This is a genomic window from Planctomicrobium mucosum (assembly GCF_051466335.1).
Classification (GTDB): Bacteria; Planctomycetota; Planctomycetia; order Planctomycetales; family Planctomycetaceae; genus Planctomicrobium.
The window spans coordinates 786,116-801,951 of sequence record NZ_CP195793.1 but is presented as its reverse complement, the minus strand read 5'-3'; the positions used below and the strand labels follow the sequence as shown (position 1 = coordinate 801,951).

Here is a 15,836-nt window from a genome sequence, read left to right as displayed (position 1 = left end):
AAGGGCTACTGGATGAGAGCGAACAGAATCAAGCTATCCGTGCTGGCGTTGCTGTTGATCTCGATGACACAACTTCAGGCGGATGAACCGGGCGTATTCGAAACCCCTGAAAGTGCGATCAAGAATCCCGACTTCCTGATTCAAGGCGAATACGTCACCGCTCATGATGCTCCCGAGAAGAAAGGGATTCAGGTCGTCGCTCTGGGGAATGGCCAGTTTCAAGTTGTTCAATACCTCGGCGGCCTTCCGGGCGCGGGTTGGAATCAAGTCGCCCCCCAGATTCTCGACGAAGAAGAGACCGAGAGTGTTCGGGAAATACTCGCGAATGGCAACTTCAAACGAGTTGATCGAAAGAGCCCCACGCTGGGGCAAGCCCCTCCAGCGGGAGCAATTGTCCTCTTTGATGGAACGGAAAATTCAGTACGAGAACACTGGAACGCCGAAGCCAAACTCAATCCAGACGGTTTCCTCAGCGGCGGGACCTCCTCAACAGATCTGTTTCAAGATTATCAGATCCATATTGAGTTTCGAACGTCGTTCGTGCCGACTGCTCGTGGACAAGGACGCGGCAATAGTGGCGTCTATCATCAGGGGCGGTATGAAACCCAAGTTCTCGATTCATTCGGAATGAAGGGAGAGAATAACGAAACTGGGGCCATCTACTCAGTCTCCGCTCCAGATCAGAATCTCTGCTTCCCTCCTCTTGCCTGGCAGACATATGACGTCGACTTTACTGCGGCTCGCTTCAATGAGAAGGGAGAGAAAACCGCTGACGCTCGAATGACTGTGCGATTGAACGGAGTGGTGGTTCAGCAGGACAAGTCCGTCCCACACGTCACGGTGGCTGCCCCTCGCAACGAAGGTCCGGAACCGGGACCAATTTACTTGCAAGATCATGGAAATCCTGTTTCCTATCGCAACATCTGGGTGGTCAAGCGCGATGCTGACAAGGAAGCGCGGCGGCCACGAATTCCCGGCTGGGAACGGTTCCTGAGTACTGGTGAGAATCCAGCCGAAGGAGGAATTGTTCTCCTTGGAGAACTCGGATGCGCGAAGTGCCACAATGCCGAAGATGCACTCGCCTCACAACTGCTGTTGAAGCAGGCGCCAATTCTCACAGGGGTTTCCAAGCGAATCCAAGCTGAGTGGATGCTGCAGTTTCTGAAGGATCCGCACGCGTTCAAACCCGGGACAACCATGCCTGATTTGCTCGCAGGTTTGACTTCTGAAGATCGAGATCAGGCTGCCGAGGCGCTTGTGAGTTTTTTGGGAACACAAGGCGATTTCAAAGATCATGCGCCCAACCTCAAGAAGATTTCCAAAGGAGAGGGATTGTTTCATTCCATTGGATGCGTGGCCTGTCACGCTCCAATGAACGGTGAAGCGGCCCCAGAATCGACATCAATTCCTCTCGTGAAACTGGACGAGAAATACGAACTCAACTCACTGACGGAGTTTCTGAAATCGCCCCATCTGATTCGTCCTTCAGGACGGATGCCAGCGTTTCGCTTCAAAAACGAAGAAGCGGAAGAAATCGCAAGCTATCTGCTGCGAGACAAGCTGCAGAACTATACTCCAAATCTCAAGTTTCAGGTTCATTTCGGATCCTGGGACAGCCTGCCAAACTTCGATGCATTGAAGCCCAGTGAAGTGGGAGAATGCTTCGGATTCGATATCGGCCGATCCGGACGGTCTGACCATTTCGCCATGCGGTTTGAAGGATTTCTCCCGCATCCGGAAACAGACTCCGAGGTGGAATTCGGGCTCGGATCAGACGACGGATCGAAACTGTACATCGATGGTGAGTTGGTTGTCGAAGTGGACGGTGTGCATCCCGTCTACATGCAACACAACCGAATCAAACTCAAAGACCAACCCTATCACCACGTTCGAGTCGATTATTTCGAATTGGCCGGTGGAGAAGAACTGATCGTCGAGATGAAGCTCGATGGTCGGCCAACAGTCGATCTCGGGCCTCTACTCCAACTTGAACCGGTGAAAACAGACTCCAGTGAACCGACCAGCCCAAAAATCACCCAATTCCAGCATCGCCCGGAGCTTGTGGAGCAAGGGCGTGAACTGTTTCTCTCTCTCGGCTGTGCGAACTGCCATGAACTCAAGGAAAATCAGGCTGTCCTCAAGTCGAAATTGATTGCAAAATCCTTGAAAGACCTGCGAACCGATTCGGGTTGCCTCGCAAATCAGGCTGAGACAGGAGACCGAGCGAAAACAAGTCCGGTTTACGATCTATCGCCCCAACAAATCCGCGATCTCACCGCGCAGCTTGAGAACCGTGAAAGTGGTTCGAATTCAGACCCTCGTGCTCAAGTCTCCCGAACACTCACCGCATTCAACTGCCTGGCATGTCATGTCCGAGACGAAATCGGTGGCCCGGAGTCTGCCAGAAATCACTTTTTCAAAACTCACGAAATGGAGATGGGAGATGAGGGTCGGTTGCCTCCTCTATTGACCGGTGTGGGAGACAAATTGCAGGATGACTATCTCAAGCAGGTCATCGACCAAGGGGCGGACAATCGTCCTTATATGACCACCCGGATGCCCGGCTTCCGCAGCGAGAACCTGGGAGGATTCGTTTCCAACCTGATCAATCTGGATCGCCCTGAACAGGCGCCTGCTGTCGAGTTCGCCGAGAATCCACAACGTGTGAAGGCCTTCGGGCGGCAATTGGTCGGCAATGGAGGGTTGGCCTGCATCAAGTGCCATAACTTCGCAGACAAGCCCGCAACAGGCATTCAGGCGGTCTCAGTGACAAACATGACCGATCGGATCAGAGAAGACTGGTTCCGAAGGTATCTCTTCAAACCAACTGACTATCGCCCCGGAACCCGGATGCCAACCGGATTTCCAGATGGTCATGCCGTTGTTAAAGATGTCTTTGACGGAGATCCCGACAAGCAGATCGCATCGATCTGGGAGTATCTTGAGGATGGAGAACTCGCTGGAATTCCAGATGGACTGGAAGCAGGTGCAATCGAACTGATTCCTCAAACCGAGCCGATTCTCTACCGTAATTTCTTTGAAGGGACCTCCCCTCGCGGAATTGCCGTGGGATATCCCGAGAAAGCGCATCTGATTTGGGATGCCGGTAAATTCTCAATGGGGTGGCTCTGGCACGGGCGATTCATCGATGCATCGAAGCACTGGGTGGGTCGCGGGGCTGGAAATCAGCGACCACTCGGGGATCATGTCGTCGCTCTGGATTCTTCAATGCCTCTGGCCGTATTAGCCTCTCGGGACGCTCCTTGGCCTCAAACCGATCCCCGTACGGAACCCGGCTATCAGTTCGAGGGATATCAACTGAACTCAAAAGGACAGCCAATATTTCGGTATCGTGCCCCGTTCGGGACCGTGACAGATTTTCCTGAGCCGGTTCCTGTAAACGAGCAGGAAGGGGTCTTTGATCGACACCTGAAAGTGCTGGTCGCTGAACCGCTGACTGACCTCTATTTCCGAGCCGCCGTGGGAGATGCCATCGTCCCGATCGGGAACGGCTATCGAGTAGACGACCGATTTGTTGTTGAAATCCGAGGTGGTGGGGAAGCATTCATCCGCGAATCCGAGGGGAAACAAGAGTTGATCGTGCCCCTCGACATAAAAGACACAAAATCGATCGAATTCACAGAATCGATTCGATGGTAATTACGGGCCGCTACAAGCGGGCTCCAATAGTCGCCCTAAACCACACAAGGAATTAGAGAAGCGTCGCTTGATCGGCCTCCCGGGTAGACTCTACCACAACCGGGAGATGGCCCGGCAATATAATCACTCCAATCCGGAGGACGCACCACAAACAGAAGAATCCAAATCTCTTACCCACAGATGCCAAATTGAATTCGGTTGATTGAAGCTTGACATCGCCAACAGAGCTAGAGTTACAGATCCATCCAACCAAAAAAGGAAGGATGATCGAAAGCTTGTAACTGGGGAATGGAAGTCATGCTGGTACTGAGCCGAAAACAGGACGAGAAGATCATCATCGGAGACTCGATCACATTGATGGTCGTTTCGATTCAGGGAGACAAAGTCCGACTTGGGATTGATGCTCCAAAGCACGTGAGCATCCATCGCGAAGAGATCTATCAGGCGATCATCAAAGATCGAGATCAGCCGACAGAAGCGACGAAAATCGTAGCTACGGAATAACATCCGCCGCCGGTTCGGTCGTCGCCCTTGCAATCCAATTGTTGGCACCGCTGCCTCGTCAAGTATTGTTCTGACGAGTGAATTGCGGCGTTGACCACTTGGAGAGCACTGCACACACAATAAAAAAAGCCGCGATTTGACACGCGGCTTAATCTTCGAGATCGAACGGGAGCAGGTATTGGTTCCCGCAACTGGTGACTTCCCTACCCCTGCTGAGTGACTCGCAGTGGGTGGAGGTAAAACACATCCCAATATGAGGGAATTGTCGTCGGAAAGCCGATCCTTCCTGAGAATCGCTCTAACCTTTCAGACAGGCGAGTGCAGTTTGGGCTGCAACCTGAACCTCTGGTCGATCTGACTGAGCAGCCTTTTCAAGCTCCGGAATCGCGAGAACAGCATTTTTCCCGAGACCTCCCAAACTGAGGCAGGCAGCGACTCGAACGTCTTCTTCGGAATCGGCGAGTGCCAGCTTCAAGGCTTCTGCTGCCTGAACCTCTCCCGCTCCTTCAATTGTTCCAAGAGAGACCGCTGAGAACCATCTGAGCTCACGGTCGGTACTATGCAGAGCTTCTTTCAGCTTGGTAATTGATCGCTCATCATCAGGCGTAATGTGCGTCAATGCTTCAGCCGCATAAAGCCCCGAAAGTCCTGAGGACTGGTCTCTGATTTGTGTCAAAACAGGAACCGCATCCATCGCTTCAGGTCCCATTTGCCCCAGCATGTAAGATGCAAGCTGAGCAACTCCGGGACGATCGCTTTCCAGTAAACGGTTCAAAGTATGGACTGAAGACCAGGCATCGCCAGTGATGTCTCGGAGGGCACCCGCTGCGTAGACAGCGACGACAGGATCTGCGTCACCCATGAGAGCATACACAGCAACAGCCGCTGGCTTGGCAGCCTCTTTCATTTCGCTCAGCTCAGTCAACGCGATCACTCGTGTCGCACTGTCGCTGCTTTCGAGACGATTCACAACTGAAACGAGTGATCCAGGCAGATCTTCACAGAGTGCCGCCAGACGTGTCTGGTTCCAGTTATTCGCCGAGACTTGTTCAATTGGTTGACTTGGGAAGTCTCGGGTGTGATCAGTCGTGGCCCAGAGGCTAGAGTCTTCAATCTTCGGCGATTTGGCAGAATCGACGTTGACGATGTTCCAATTGCTTTTCAGCTCGTCAATATTCGAGTCGAGTATCACAGCGACAGGTTGCTGTTCTTCTGTTGGGGCAACAGTGAAGCCAGTGCTTGAAGTAGTGGTCTTCCAGCCTTGATCGGCTACGACTTCAGTTTCCCGGAGAAGCTGATCTTTGATCTGCTTCGCACGAACGTTATTTTTAGCGATCTGGAGTTCCTGCTCCACAGGAGTCGGAACAAGGTTTTGATCTCGAGCACCATTCGGTTCGACCACAACAGGAGTCTTTTCAGACTTCTGGGCTGCGATCATCGCAAGTAGCTCGGCATTCTTCCGATGAATCTCGGTCGCCGAGCTCGGCTCTGTATTCTGAGACTGTGATTTCACCTTGCTCTTAGACGCATAGAGTTGCTGACTGGCCGCCGCGTTTTGGGGGGACGTCTGCTCATGACCTCGTTTTGGAGAGGCTTTCACTCCCTGCGAAGCAAGCAGATCCCGTCGCTGTTCCGCTTCGACAAAATTTGGGTTCTGGGCGAGCACGTGCTCATACACTCGCATCGCAGCCTCGGGATTCCCCTGCGCTTCATATTCCTCAGCGACGCTGAGCAACCGATTGTTGCGTGCTGCACGCTGCTCCTGGGCGGAAGTCGATCCCATCATTCTGGGAGTTGCACACCCGCTGACAGAAATCATCAGCAACGGAGCGACCAATAAAGAGTATTTAATCATCTGAAGCGTCCTTGCTCCCTGCAAAGCCCCCCCGGGCTTTCAAGATTGATTCATATCACCTAAGAGAATTCACCTGAGCACGCCGTTGCGAATCGATCTTCTCTGTTCCTGTTAGTCTGGTCTCAAGGTTTTTATCGGTTTGAAATTCAGATCCCCTCTATAGAATCGCCGAAAAACCTCATCTCACTCATTGGAATGAGAGCTTAGAAATTAATCGTGCTGTCCGTTGAGCGGGCGGAACCCCATAATTGAGTTTGGGATGTGGGATGTGATGCACGTCTGCGGTTAATGGAGCTTCAGCCAACTCGTAACCATGATCCAGGATAATTCGAAGGAGATTGGATCGGCAGATTTGGCCAATCAGACGCTGCTCATGAAGGATGGGGATACTTGAACTCAAGGGATCCCGCAGCAGCCTTGCAGCATCTTCCAGACTCGCATTTAAAGGAAGCGAGTGAGCGACCGGAGACATGAGCGTCGCGATTCGGCCTTGTCCATCTCCGCCCAGCATATGGTATTGAAGAAAGGCATCGTCACTGACGATGCCGAGCAGATTCTCTGCTTGGTCGATGACGTAGACTTCGCTGGCCAGACTATCGATCAACAATCTCTCGACTTCACAGATTAATTGCTCCGGTGTTGCGGTGACCGGCGTTCTGAGAGCTACATCGCTGACTGACATCGACATTACTATACGTCCCTAATCTAGGAATTAAATTCCTAATTCAATTCTCAAGATTCATTTCAATTCGCCGACATTGCACCAAGTCAATGTATCGCGCCCCGACGACGCTTTAAGTACTGACCTAGCTCATGCGGTCTGATTGCCATCGGCAGAATCGGGCGTTGTACTGCATCAATTGCGAGCGCCTGCTTCAAACAGCGACGTGAAAGAGGAAGAGCATCAAAGTCCGTTTTTATCAACAGGCGATCCGCAATAATTTCGACGGGTAAATTGCGGTAAAGAGCAGCAGAATCGGCCGATCATCGGGTGACCATCGATTGATTGTGAATTAGTAAATGCTGCTTGAAAAAACTGCATTCCTCGACGAGGCGTCAGCGCTGGGCAAGAGGCCGATATTGCCGGATTTTGAATGACCGATCTTGTTCTCAGTGAACTTCCAGCAGATAATGCCGGTATCCAGACTTAGCGAGCAAAGCAATGGCAAGACAGAACATCGTTCCGGTAGAGAATTCTCTGGGGTCCACAACATTTTACTTGATTGGCCTGGGACTTGCGATCGTGATCATGCTCATCATCATTCGATGGATTCGCGTTTGGTATCGCGATGGTGATGGTAGTGCCGACGGGAGCAAAGAAATCCTTCAGCAAATGGAAGAATTGAATCGCCAAGGTGTCCTCTCCGATCAAGAATTCCGATCCATCAAGGGTCAGATTTCAGATCGAAGTGGACGGTAAGTCGAAACAGGCCAAAATTGCTGGTTCGAATGACTTGTTCCTGAGTGAAGAATGAACGGAAGCCCGCTGATCAGAATGTTACTCAGCGATGCTTATCAAGTCGTGGGGTCTTAGCAAAACACACGGCATCTTCAGCTGGCATTTCGGGCTAAGAACGAAAGTGGTAGAGACTTGTTGTATTCGTTCATGATGACGATCTCAGAGTTAATTTTCCGTTGCCGAAACATGGAGGGGGCCGCGGTGCCAGTACTCGTTCGAGCACGATCTCGTACGTCAGCGTTGAAGGGTTCGAAATGACCTCCAAAGAATTCACCTCGGGCCGCAAAGGCACTGGGAAGAAAAACGCAAACTGTTCATTCTGCGGCAAAAGCTACCGAGATGTCGGTCCGCTCGTAGAAGGTCCCAGTGATGTGTATATCTGCGGCGAATGCATCGACCTGTGCCAATCAATTCTGGATCAGGATCGACGCCGTCGTGGCGAAAGCAAAAAGCTGTTCCAGAAGGTTCCGACTCCTCGCGAGATCGTCGCCCATCTGAACAACTTCATTATTGGCCAGAACCACGCCAAGAAAACAATGGCCGTGGCTGTCCACAACCATTACAAGCGACTGATGCTTTCGCAGGACGCTGACAACGAAGTCGAAATCGAGAAATCAAACATTCTTTTCATCGGGCCGACTGGCTCCGGAAAGACCCTGTTGGCTCGTACGATTGCCAAGTTCCTGCAAGTTCCATTTGCGATCGGCGACGCGACAACACTGACAGAAGCGGGTTACGTCGGTGAAGACGTTGAGAACCTGCTGCTGAAGCTGCTGCACTCCGCCGATTTCGAAATTGAATCTGCTCAACGCGGAATCATCTTCATCGACGAGATCGACAAGATCGGGAAGACAAGCCAGAACGTCTCCATCACTCGGGATGTTTCCGGTGAAGGCGTTCAGCAATCGCTGCTGAAGATGCTGGAAGGAACGGTTTCGAACGTTCCCCCTCAAGGTGGTCGAAAGCACCCAGAGCAGCAATACATCCAGGTCGATACATCAAACATCCTCTTCATCTGTGGAGGAACGTTCGTCGGACTTGAGAACATCGTTGCAAAACGACTCGGTCGTAAGATGATCGGATTCGGACAGGATGCGAGGAATGAAGAAGAGCAACGTCGAGAACTCCTGCGTCATGTGAACGTGGAAGACATTCTCGAATTCGGCTTGATTCCTGAGTTGCTTGGGCGACTTCCTGTTCTGAGCACGCTGCAGACTCTCAACGAAGACGAGTTGATGCACGTTCTCACGGAACCGAAGAACTCTCTGGTGCAGCAATACACCAAGCTGTTCGAGGTCGAAGGAGCCGGTCTGGAGTTCCAGCCACAAGCCCTTCGCGAAATCGCCAAGATCGCACGTGCGAAAGACACAGGTGCCCGTGGTCTACGAAGTGTGATCGAAGCTGTGATGTTCGACATCATGTTCGAACTCCCTGATCAGGAGAAGGGTCGTCATTATCTGATCACCCCGGAAGTTGTTCGCGGTGAGGTGAGCCTGTTCGCTCGGGATGAATCCGCTGCAGCCTGATTGAGGTGTTCGAGTCAATTTATTGAACAAAGCCCCCGGTTCTGACCGGGGGCTTCTCTTTTGTACTTTTCAAATTGACATCCCCGGTGGTCTTCGGCGAGATTAGAATCAGCTCGCATTCATGTAGCCAAAGGGGAGAAGTCGATGCGTGGCAGGCATGTTCTCATTGGAATGGCGCTGCTGATCCTGCAGTATCAAGTCGCCCGTGGATATTCAGATCCGTCGCAACCAGCCTCGGCAAAAGAAGGGCAGGCAGACGTGGCGTTCAGTATTCCTCACTTCAACATCGAAACTCCTACTCTGGGGGGACGACAATTTTGGGGCGATGTCCACTTCTTTCGTGGATACAGAATTCAGCACAACGTCCTGACCGACCACTACCGGTTGATCGATGGAAACGATATTCGGCAGGCATGGGGAACTCGCCCAGAATGCGAAGCGGCACTCGAAAAGATTAAAACCGATCAGCAACTTGCTCCGATGTCGGGTCGAGTCGTCATCGTGATCCACGGGATCATCCGCTCTTCCAAATCCTTCGAAACACTCAAAACGAAACTCGTTGCACAAGGGCATCTGGTCGTGGGATTCGACTATCCCAGCACTCGGGTTTCCCTCTCTCAGTGCGCCCACTACTTCAAAGAAACGATCTCGTCGCTGAATGGAGTCGAACAAATTGATCTCGTCGTCCATAGCATGGGAGGACTGCTTGTTCGAACTTATTTGCAGGAAGCAGGAGCAAACCGCGACCCGCGTTTTCGTCGACTCGTGATGATGGGAGTTCCCAATCACGGCGCAAAAATGGCAAACCTGATGAAGGATAACTGGCTCTTTCAATTCGGTTTCGGGCCCGCTGGGCAACAACTTGTTGAGGACGCGACTGGCTTTATCTCGAAACTACCGGTGCCGGATTTTGAGTTCGGAACCGTGTCAGGGATTCGTGGAAACCCGGACGGGTGGAACCCACTCATCCCCGGTGAAGATGATGGAACTGTCTCGTTGGAATCGAGTCGTCTGGCAGGAGCCAGCGATTCCATCGAGATTCCCTGCCTGCATTCATCGATGATGTGGAATAAAGATGTCATAGCTGCCACGGTACGGTTCCTGGAATCCGGGGCGTTTCGAGACAGCGGCGAGAAGGTTCCGATCCGGAAAACGGTCTCTGTGAACGCTCCAGCAGTTGCTCCCCTTCCAGAAAAGATCTTTCTCCCGGACACGGCAACAGAGGGTCAAACCTCTGAGTGAACCGCGATTGAGCCTGTGTTCACGACACCGCCTCGCTGAGGCATCGCCCTCTTCTCCTCGCTCACCCCGCTTTTTTTGGGGTAGGTCGATTGCGGCACAAGTGCTATTTTCTCGCTTCTAATCAGACCGCCCTCGGTCGTTCGTGGACCCGCATTTTCTCAAGGATGAAACATGGCTGGCAAAGGAGGTGGAGCATGGAAGGTTGCCTACGCTGACTTTGTCACCGCGATGATGGCGTTCTTTCTGGTGATGTGGCTCGTCTCTCAAGACCAGAAAGTCAAAGAATCGATCGCGCACTATTTCCAAGGGCCGATCGGAGTGAATGTGCTTGGCGAAACAGCCCGCCACAAGACATCGGGTGGATTGTTTTACTCAGAAGTCCACGGATCAGTTCCAGGTCAGACACACCGAACTGCTGGTCGAAGTATCGGGATGCTGAAGGAACCGTATAAGGGCGAAGAACCGACGATTGTGGTCGCGGAATGGCTCCTTGAGGAGCCTTCCAGATATCAAGTCTGGGCAGCGGAGGCTTCAGAACAAATTGCCGAGGCGAAAAAGCTTCCGGCGGTTCAGGACGGCACTCAGGAGATCGGCGTGGCAGCAAGACGATTGCTCGGCCACAAAATGAAACAGGAGATGCTGAAGATTGCCAACCAGTCAGTCAACGAGCCGGTTTTGCTGGACATGATGCAAACGCTGCTTAATCAAGTTGACTGGGAATCAATCGCAGAGGAAACGATCGAGCGGAGCAAAGGACCGTAGGGTCTAGAGCTCACATGTCTGCCGAGGGAGCGGACAATTCTTCCAAGAGCAGCTGGAGCACTCTGACTCCCGCCTCTCGCTGTCGAGTTCGACGAAGAGTCGCTGTTGGAGCTTCACTGTCAGTGACCTGGCATTTCACGACTCTCCTGCGATCATCTTGTCGAAACGCGATGCCCACAAAGAATACCCCATCCCATCCTTCCGGGGAGTTCGGGCCGAGATGTCCCGTCACACTTGCTGCGATACCCGCTTCAGGAGTCTTCGCCAAGGCTCCCAAACACATTTGCTCTGCGACTTGAGCACTGACTGCTCCAATCAGAGGGTCCGCGAGATCGCTTCGAGAGACGCCCAGCCACTCGGCTTTCGTTTCATTGCGGTAAGTCACTGCGGATCCACAATAGAAATCCGAAATTCCAGGGACATCTGTCATTGCCATCGACAGCACACCCCCGGTGCAACTCTCAGTGAGCACCAGTCGAAGCTGACGACGTTCGAGTCCCCCGACCACATGCCTCGCCAACTCAAACAACTGTGACTCAAAGCTGCTCATCCAATTCCCCTCATGGCAACAAAAAATGCGAGGCGCTTCACAGCACCTCGCATCTCATTTTTCACAAATCATCGCATCAATCAAACGAGAGCAGCTCTCCGAAGATTGTCGTTCCGCAAACAACAAATTCGTCGTTCTAACGGAGGACCCACTTCGATTCGCTCTCGTCTTGATTCATCAACTAGATTGTACCGCCGAAAATCGCTGCATCGCCGAGAAGCTCTTCGATACGCAGGAGCTGGTTGTACTTACAGATACGGTCGGTTCGGCTGGCTGATCCAGTCTTGATCTGACCGGTTCCGAGAGCAACCGCCAAGTCGGCAATTGTTGTGTCTTCGGTTTCGCCAGAACGATGGCTCATCACTGCGGTGTAACCGTTCTTGTAAGCGAGGTCGACAGCCTGAATGGTTTCTGTGAGAGAACCGATCTGGTTCACCTTCACGAGAATACTGTTCGCAACACCTCGCTCGATCCCTTCAGCCAGACGCTCGCTGTTGGTCACGAACAGATCGTCACCGACGATCTGGATGTCGTTACCGAGGCGATCTGTGAACAGCTTCCAGCCATCCCAGTCGTCTTCAGAGAATCCGTCTTCGATTGAGCAGATTGGGTACTTCTCGCACCAGCCAGCGAGGAGATCAACCATTCCAGCCGCGTCGAATTTGTTTCCTTCGACAGTGTAGATCTTCGATTTTGGATCGTAGAGCTCTGTGGAAGCACAGTCCAAAGCGATCTGAACTTGCTCACCTGGTGTGTAGCCAGCTTTTTCGATCGCGGTGAGGATGATCTGGATGGCTTCTTCGCTGTTCTTGATATCTGGAGCGAATCCACCTTCGTCACCGACAGCGGTGCTCATTCCCTTGTCGTGGAGAACCTTCTTCAACGCATGAAACACTTCCGCTCCGCAGCGGAGAGCTTCCGAGAACTTGTCGAAGCCCAAAGGCATGACCATGAACTCTTGCAGGTCGATGCCGTTGTTTGCGTGAGCTCCACCGTTGATGATGTTCATCATCGGTGCTGGCAGGCGGTATGCTCCCACACCACCCAGGTATCGGTAGAGTGGCAGGCCGCTTGATGCAGCAGCAGCGCGTGCGACAGCCATTGAGCATGCAAGAATTGCATTTGCACCGAGACGGGATTTGTTCGGTGTCCCGTCAGCTTCGATCATCGAGTAGTCGATCGCTGTCTGATCGAAAGCGTCCTGTCCACACAGGAGTGCATCAATTTCGTCGTTGACGTTAGCAACAGCGTTCAAAACGCTCTTGCCGAGATAATTTGCCTTATCGCCGTCACGCAGTTCACAGGCTTCGTGGGCACCAGTGCTTGCCCCGCTTGGAACCGCTGCACGGCCAACAGCGCCGCTCTCGAGTTCCACGTCGACTTCCACAGTTGGATTTCCGCGGCTGTCCAGAATTTGACGACCGTGGACTGCGAGAATTGCATCGCTCATTTGTACTAATTCCTTACACTCAAAGACCAACAAGTCTTGCCTGATCGGTTCATCTCACCGATTTAGTCGTTTCTCTCAGGGAAGATTCAGGCTGTTTTTTATCACAGAACCATCACGACCGCCATCAGCCGTACATCAGTAATCTCCTTGCTGAACCAACCGATCCAAGTTCGCGTTCCTGAAAATTCAATCTGCTTCGGCCAACTGATTCAGATCAATCTCGGTGATCGTGAGGACCACCAACAGGGCGATTTCACGATCAAATTGCCGTCAAACATCACCCATTCACTCAAAACCAACTTAAACACCCCATCCACCTCACCTTCAACAACCGGAACCACAGACACAACAGTTGCCACCGGACAATCATCATTTGCGGCATTTCCCCAACTTTCAAACAGCCCGAACCGATTAAATCAAGGCTTCGATCCGGTCACGCTCATGGAACGCAACCGGACTTTCTGCGATTTCTCGTGGACGAAGGCCGGAGACGATCCGGATAACGTGCTGTTGGTTGGAAAAGGAAACAGGATGCGCCTTCAATCCAATTTCGCTCTGGCTTTCGCCGTCATCACCTCATGGTGCTGCGCATCAATCGCGCAGGCGCAATTTTTCATCGAGGCAGACGCTGTCGGCTTCACGAGGAATAACAGCGGCGCGACGACCGTCATTAACGGTGCAGATTCAGTCAAGAATTCCGATGGAAGCTTCAGCTTCGAGCCCGGCTATCGACTCGGCGGTGCCTGGGTCAACGCTCGTGTCCAAGTCGAAGCGATTTTCACTCAAGTCAGTCCGTGGGAATCGAGCTCCTCTGGCTCTTTCGGATCGGACCTGTTTTTCGACCAAGGCGCTGCCGGTTTTGACCCAAGTGAAATTCAGTTCACGAAGGTCAGCTTTTTGAACGAAGCAGCGAATAGCTTCATCCCCGGAGCCAACGAACACTGGGAGCGGGAATATCTCAAAAACGCCCGCTATGCGACTGAAACACGAACGAACTATCGTGATTTCGAATTCAATGTCGGAACCAGCCAGTATGCTCGCCCTTGGAGAGTGGCAATTGGTTTTAGAAACATCGAACTCAGCGACAAAAATGTCATGAGTCTAAGCGGAGATTTCGACGCTGCTTTAGATCCTGCTGATCCTGTCAGCGGCGAAGACGGCGGCCTCTCTCATGCTGCAATTACCGCAACAGGTGCCCAACTTCTCTCCGGTTCTGGCGGATTTCTCGCTCCCACAGATCCGACAGCGAATTCGACGATCAATTACCAGTTGAACGGAAACGCCCGTAACAGCTTAAACGGAGCCCAATTCCTCTTCGCCTACCGATTCTTCGATGGAGATTGGTTCAACCTGGAAGGGATTGGAAAGGCTGGGATCTACCGTAACGACATCAAGGCGCAAGTCAGAGAAACCGTCGCGGGTACCGGAATCAACGACTCAGTGTACCAACGCTATTTCAGTGGAAACGATGCCAGTGCCGCCTTTGCCGGGAATTTGGGACTGAAAGCCACAGTTGGAATTACCGACTACATCGACTTGCTGATTGGGTACGAAGTCCTCTTCCTGAATGGAATCGCTCTTGGTCCAAATCAGGTCAAAGGAATCTCCAAAAATATCACCGGGGATTCGACTTACAAGATCAAGAACGATGGATCGCTGATCGCCAACGGCGGAACAATTGGTCTCCGCGTCTACTGGTAACTGATTCACGCTGATCAAAAAATTAAAGCTGTTGGGAGATGTTGCAATCAACGCCCAACAGCTTTTCGTTTTAGCGATCGGTTTCTTAACTGCTCTCTCCGATTTCGATCAAATCGTCAGACGGACTCGACGCAGTTCGCGAACAGTTCGCACCCCTGAAGTGCGGGCTCATCATCTGCGCGAAATGAGAGTGGAGCCGAATTCGCAAGCCCGTGAGCGGCAGCCAATTCATGAAACAGCCTGAGGCCCATCCGTTCTCGGGGACCGAGCACAAAATGCAGATTCTTGGTGAAGTAGTTTTCAACCATATCCAATGGAAGCTGCAGATCTGCCGCGCCTCGGGCCGCTACCGACTTGAGATTGTATAAGCCCAAATCACGGGCTTCATTCAATCGATGAGGGATTTCACCAAGATGAGCATTTTTTCGAGAGACCCACATCGCAAAGACGAATGGCAAACCGGTCCAATTCACCCACTCTTCACCGAGGTCCCATTGAGTGTGAAAGTGACCTGGCTGCGGACGCATTGCCCGATCACCAATCAGGAGCACAGCGTCTGCGGTCGTGTTCTCAATAGAATCGCCGAGAGGAAGAGTTTGAATCTCCGGTGAAACGCCAAATCGCTCTTCCAGCATGATCCGGGAGAGTGCAGCGCTTGTCCGTGACCCGGCATCCAATGCAAGTGTCCGAACTTCTCCCGGCGGTGTGCGAAAGTAAAGTTTGACACTGAACACCTGCCCGCGAGTCGCGACGCAGGCATCAGAAACGATTTCGTAATCGGAATCAGAGAACGCTTCGACCGAGGGAATCAGGGCGACATCCAATGTCCCCTCTTTCAGTCCCACTGCCAGGTGACTGGGGTAATCCATCACGATCTCTGCGTCAGTGCAGAACTGAGCAAGCCCTTCGACGAGTGGTTTACTATTCAGATAGGTAACAGCACCAATTTTTGTGCTGTGAACATCCATGTGCGAGGCTCGTTGACGATCGATCATTGTCTTTTAGTTTCTACTCACCCCATTATAGAGGTGAAATGTCCACTCGCAATGCTGCGATTTCTCGTAGCACCTGCACTCGGAAAGACAACAAAAACTCTTCTGTTACCGACTGTTACGAACAGTCATCGA

At 52.2% G+C, this 15,836-nt stretch carries 12 protein-coding genes; 7 read left to right on the top strand and 5 right to left on the bottom strand.

Features of this window, described 5'->3' with window-relative positions; translation table 11 throughout:
• Window positions 1-12: 12 nt before the first annotated feature.
• Together SH668x_RS03355 and csrA are read left to right on the top strand one after the other, a co-directional pair.
• A complete protein-coding gene (locus SH668x_RS03355) occupies window positions 13-3,660 on the top strand; it encodes a family 16 glycoside hydrolase (RefSeq protein WP_437187281.1) in 3,648 nt (1,215 codons plus the stop codon).
• 297 nt (window positions 3,661-3,957) lie between these two features.
• Window positions 3,958-4,164, top strand: a complete 207-nt coding sequence (gene csrA, locus SH668x_RS03350; protein ID WP_437187280.1) for a carbon storage regulator CsrA — start codon at window positions 3,958-3,960, stop codon at window positions 4,162-4,164.
• A gap of 298 nt (window positions 4,165-4,462) precedes the next feature.
• On the opposite strand, the gene SH668x_RS03345 is transcribed toward csrA, so the two are convergent.
• Together SH668x_RS03345 and SH668x_RS03340 are read right to left on the bottom strand one after the other, a co-directional pair.
• The gene (locus tag SH668x_RS03345; protein ID WP_437187279.1) at window positions 4,463-6,019 is read right to left on the bottom strand and encodes a HEAT repeat domain-containing protein; all 1,557 of its coding nucleotides are present in this window, start codon (window positions 6,017-6,019) and stop codon (window positions 4,463-4,465) included.
• Window positions 6,020-6,206: 187 nt separating this feature from the next.
• Entirely contained in the window at window positions 6,207-6,707 is a 501-nt protein-coding gene (locus SH668x_RS03340; protein ID WP_437187278.1) for a CBS domain-containing protein, read from the bottom strand.
• A gap of 474 nt (window positions 6,708-7,181) precedes the next feature.
• Between SH668x_RS03340 and SH668x_RS03335 the strand changes: the two genes are divergently transcribed.
• The 4 genes from SH668x_RS03335 (at window position 7,182) to SH668x_RS03320 (ending at window position 11,008) form a co-directional block, all read left to right on the top strand.
• Entirely contained in the window at window positions 7,182-7,439 is a 258-nt protein-coding gene (locus tag SH668x_RS03335; protein ID WP_437187277.1) for a hypothetical protein, read from the top strand.
• A gap of 293 nt (window positions 7,440-7,732) precedes the next feature.
• The gene (gene clpX, locus SH668x_RS03330) at window positions 7,733-9,004 is read left to right on the top strand and encodes an ATP-dependent Clp protease ATP-binding subunit ClpX (protein WP_437187276.1); all 1,272 of its coding nucleotides are present in this window, start codon (window positions 7,733-7,735) and stop codon (window positions 9,002-9,004) included.
• Window positions 9,005-9,148: 144 nt separating this feature from the next.
• A complete protein-coding gene (locus SH668x_RS03325) occupies window positions 9,149-10,246 on the top strand; it encodes an esterase/lipase family protein (RefSeq protein ID WP_437187275.1) in 1,098 nt (365 codons plus the stop codon).
• Between the two features lie 171 nt (window positions 10,247-10,417).
• Window positions 10,418-11,008, top strand: a complete 591-nt coding sequence (locus SH668x_RS03320; RefSeq protein WP_437187274.1) for a flagellar motor protein MotB — start codon at window positions 10,418-10,420, stop codon at window positions 11,006-11,008.
• Between the two features lie 10 nt (window positions 11,009-11,018).
• Here the strand turns inward: SH668x_RS03320 and SH668x_RS03315 are convergent, their stop codons facing one another.
• Window positions 11,019-11,558, bottom strand: a complete 540-nt coding sequence (locus tag SH668x_RS03315) for a CinA family protein (protein WP_437187273.1) — start codon at window positions 11,556-11,558, stop codon at window positions 11,019-11,021.
• A gap of 181 nt (window positions 11,559-11,739) precedes the next feature.
• Window positions 11,740-13,008 carry a phosphopyruvate hydratase gene (gene eno, locus SH668x_RS03310; protein ID WP_437187272.1) on the bottom strand — a complete coding sequence of 423 codons (1,269 nt, stop codon included), beginning with the start codon at window positions 13,006-13,008 and terminating at the stop codon, window positions 11,740-11,742.
• Between the two features lie 531 nt (window positions 13,009-13,539).
• Here eno and SH668x_RS03305 point away from each other — a divergent pair.
• The gene (locus tag SH668x_RS03305) at window positions 13,540-14,709 is read left to right on the top strand and encodes a hypothetical protein (RefSeq protein ID WP_437187271.1); all 1,170 of its coding nucleotides are present in this window, start codon (window positions 13,540-13,542) and stop codon (window positions 14,707-14,709) included.
• 116 nt (window positions 14,710-14,825) lie between these two features.
• Here the strand turns inward: SH668x_RS03305 and SH668x_RS03300 are convergent, their stop codons facing one another.
• Complete coding sequence (locus SH668x_RS03300) at window positions 14,826-15,677, bottom strand: menaquinone biosynthetic enzyme MqnA/MqnD family protein (RefSeq protein WP_437187270.1); 852 nt, start codon at window positions 15,675-15,677, stop codon at window positions 14,826-14,828.
• Window positions 15,678-15,836 lie beyond the last annotated feature (159 nt).

Excerpts from the sequence above, each read along its gene's own strand:
- SH668x_RS03340 (WP_437187278.1), bottom strand. The coding sequence starts at position 6,707 with ATGTCGATGTCAGTCAGCGATGTAGCTCTCAGAACGCCGGTCACCGCA.
- SH668x_RS03315 (WP_437187273.1), bottom strand. The coding sequence starts at position 11,558 with ATGAGCAGCTTTGAGTCACAGTTGTTTGAGTTGGCGAGGCATGTGGTC.
- SH668x_RS03335 (WP_437187277.1), top strand. The coding sequence starts at position 7,182 with ATGGCAAGACAGAACATCGTTCCGGTAGAGAATTCTCTGGGGTCCACA.
- SH668x_RS03355 (WP_437187281.1), top strand. The coding sequence starts at position 13 with ATGAGAGCGAACAGAATCAAGCTATCCGTGCTGGCGTTGCTGTTGATC.
- SH668x_RS03320 (WP_437187274.1), top strand. The coding sequence starts at position 10,418 with ATGGCTGGCAAAGGAGGTGGAGCATGGAAGGTTGCCTACGCTGACTTT.
- SH668x_RS03325 (WP_437187275.1), top strand. The coding sequence starts at position 9,149 with ATGCGTGGCAGGCATGTTCTCATTGGAATGGCGCTGCTGATCCTGCAG.
- eno (WP_437187272.1), bottom strand. The coding sequence starts at position 13,008 with ATGAGCGATGCAATTCTCGCAGTCCACGGTCGTCAAATTCTGGACAGC.
- SH668x_RS03345 (WP_437187279.1), bottom strand. The coding sequence starts at position 6,019 with ATGATTAAATACTCTTTATTGGTCGCTCCGTTGCTGATGATTTCTGTC.
- csrA (WP_437187280.1), top strand. The coding sequence starts at position 3,958 with ATGCTGGTACTGAGCCGAAAACAGGACGAGAAGATCATCATCGGAGAC.
- clpX (WP_437187276.1), top strand. The coding sequence starts at position 7,733 with ATGACCTCCAAAGAATTCACCTCGGGCCGCAAAGGCACTGGGAAGAAA.
- SH668x_RS03300 (WP_437187270.1), bottom strand. The coding sequence starts at position 15,677 with ATGGATGTTCACAGCACAAAAATTGGTGCTGTTACCTATCTGAATAGT.
- SH668x_RS03305 (WP_437187271.1), top strand. The coding sequence starts at position 13,540 with ATGCGCCTTCAATCCAATTTCGCTCTGGCTTTCGCCGTCATCACCTCA.